The 2,739-nt window shown below is 67.4% G+C and carries 2 protein-coding genes; both read right to left on the reverse strand.

Annotated elements, in window-relative coordinates:
• Positions 1 to 159: 159 nt before the first annotated feature.
• A complete protein-coding gene (gene istB, locus ACF08B_RS41555) occupies positions 160 to 957 on the reverse strand; it encodes an IS21-like element helper ATPase IstB (RefSeq protein WP_392322219.1) in 798 nt (265 codons plus the stop codon).
• Complete coding sequence (gene istA, locus ACF08B_RS41560; RefSeq protein WP_392322220.1) at positions 954 to 2,585, reverse strand: IS21 family transposase; 1,632 nt, start codon at positions 2,583 to 2,585, stop codon at positions 954 to 956. The genes istB and istA overlap by 4 nt, the downstream gene beginning before the upstream one ends.
• Between the last annotated feature and the right edge of the window lie 154 nt (positions 2,586 to 2,739).

The following is a 2,739-nucleotide window of genomic DNA, read 5'->3' on the forward strand; positions in this document are numbered from 1 at the left end:
TCTGGCTTTGTTCACGTTCAGCAGCAGCGTTTGTCTGCCGGTTTGGGCGGCAGTTGGTGATCGCTGGGTCTCGAAATGTTCACGAGAGATAGCGGCAGAGCATGGGGACGGCCCGCCGCCCGGAGGGCGGCGGGCCGTCGAGGCAGGCAGCGGCAGAGGTCAGCCGGCCTTGGCCGACTGTGCGGCGCGAGCGCGGGTGCTGGCGAGGCGGTAGGAGTCGGTTCCGGTCTCGATGATGGTGCCGTTGAAGGTGAGGCGGTCGACGATGGCCGCGCAGAGGCGGGGGTCGGTGAACGTCTTGGTCCAGCCGCCGAAGGACTCGTTGGAGGCGATGGCGACACTGTTCTTCTCCTCGCGTTCGGTCAGGACCTGAAAGAGGAGTTCGGCGCCTCGTCGGTCGAGTTCCATGTAGCCGAGCTCGTCGATGCAGAGGAGGTCAACGCGGCCGTAGCGGGCGATCGTCTTGGACAGTTGCTTCTCGTCGGCGGCCTCGACGAGCTCGTTGACCAGCTTCGTGGCCAGCACGTACTTGACCCGGTAGCCGGCCATCGCTGCCTCGGTGCCGAGCGCGATCAGCATGTGGGACTTGCCGGTCCCGGAGTCGCCGATCAGGCAGAGCGGCTGACTCTTCTTGATCCACTCGCAGCTGGCGAGCGTATGGATGGTGGCCGCGTCGATGTTCGGGTTCGCGTCGAAGTCGAAGGTCCGCAGGGACTTGTCCCGGGGGAAGCCGGCCGCCTTGATCCGCCGTTCCGAACGGCGCCGGGACCGGTCGTCGCACTCGGCCATCAGCAGCTCGGCGAGGAAGCCGCGATAGGTCATCTGGTCCTTCAGCGCCCGGTCGGCGATGTCGGAGAACTCGTTTCTGATCGAGGGAAGCCGCAGCAGGCGGCAGGCGGTGTCGATGGCCGTAGTGGCGGCCTGCTCGGTCAAGCCTCGCTGGCGGGGCAGGGTCACTGTGCTTCTCCCTCGCGGTGTTCACCGCCGCTGGCGCGGCGGCGTCGGAGCAGTTGGTCGTAGTGGGTCACCGAGGGCAGCGGCCTGGTGTCCGGGGGAAGGTGTGCGAGCCGCCACTCGTGCAGAAACGTCACGGTGGCCGCGCCGCCAGCGTCCGCCGGCGAAGGGTGGTCGGCCGGCTCGTCCTCGGCCTGGGCGACCTTGCGGGCCTCCAGCGCCACCGCGTCCGCCGTCAGAGCCCCGGCCCGCAGAGCCATCGCGAGGCCGGCGACCAAGTGTTCGTGCGAGACGTGGCGGGCCAGCAGCAGGACCTCGATCAGGGCCCTGGTTCCGGCGGTGTCTCCGTGGGCCTTGACCGCCGCGGCCCACCAGGCGTCGTGAACCGGTGTGAACTTGCCGGCCGAGCGGGCCTGTTCAAGCGCCGTCGCGCCGGGGAAGGCCCCTGGCTTGCGAATCAGAGCCTCCAGGTAGTGGTCCAGATCCAGGCGGCAGCCGCCCTTCGCGATCAGACGCTCGTGCCGGGCAACTTCCACGTTCCGGTCGTAAATCACCAGGTGAGACGCATGGAGCACGACCCTGACCCGCTTGCCGATCAGCCGGACCGGCACCGAGTACCGGTTCGTGCGAACCGCGATCTGGCTGTAGCGGTCGACCCTCGGAGTGAACAGCCGGCCCGTCTCGAACGGCTCCTCAGGCAGCGGCATCAGCAGCGGCCGCTCGACCTGGAAGTACTCGTCGATCGTCCGTGGCCGCGAACCGATCCGGCGCCGTCCGTCACGCAGGTCCCACTGGTCGACCAGCTCGTTCAGCTCGGCCAGCGAGTCGACCTCGGGCACCGGCGTGAAGTGGTTGCGGCGGAAGTAGCCGATCTGCCCTTCCACTCCACCCTTCTCGTGGGCGCCCTCGATGCCGGGCCGGCAGTAGAAGCTCTCGATCCCGAAGTGCGACCTGAACGCGATCCACCGGTCGGCCTCAACCCTCGCCCGGCTCAGCCCCAGCACCTGGGCGACGGCGGCCTTCAGGTTGTCGTAGCGGACCTTGCTCCGCGGGACCCCGCCCAGCGTGCGAAGCGCGTGCACATGCCCTTCGAAGAACGCCTCCTGACCACAGGACGCAAAGACACGATGGACGGCCTTGCCCGAGTAGGACAGACGGAAGGAGAACAAATAGCAGGTCACAAGCTCGCCAGCGAGCCGGACGGTCACGTCGCCGAAGTCGACCTCGGCCTCCATGCCGGGCTGGTGCGTCTGCGGCACGAACGCCTCGACCGGCGCTTTCCCCGACTCGACGAGAATCTGCGGCTTCCGGTCGGCGACGTAGCGGCGGACCATCTGGTAGGAGACGTCCGCCGCGTGCTCCTCGACCAGGCGGTGAAAGATCCGCGTGATCGTATGCCGCTGCTTGCGCGGCGCGTCCAAATCCGCCAGCAGCATCCCGTCGATCAGCGACTTGTACGGGTCCAACGCGGTCGGCCGCGGCGGCAGCTGCTTCCTCGGCTCGGGCCAGACCGAGTCAACGGCCTTGCGGACCGTCCGCCACGACACGTTGTACTTGCGCTCGATCTCCCGGATCTTCATGCCGCCGCGGTGGTCCCGGCGGATCGCCGCGTACAGCTCGACCTTCGACATCTGCGGCATGACCAGGACCTTTCACCAGAAGCATCCCGATGCTCCCGCGGCAAGCACCCCGGTGACTTCAAAACTCGTGAACATCACCCGACTGTGGATCTGGGCGCCTCCCAAACCCATGAACAACTGACTTCACAACCCGTGAATAAAGCCA

Source organism: Streptomyces sp. NPDC015139 (assembly GCF_043079785.1).
GTDB classification, from domain to species: Bacteria; Actinomycetota; Actinomycetes; order Streptomycetales; family Streptomycetaceae; genus Streptomyces; species Streptomyces albidocamelliae.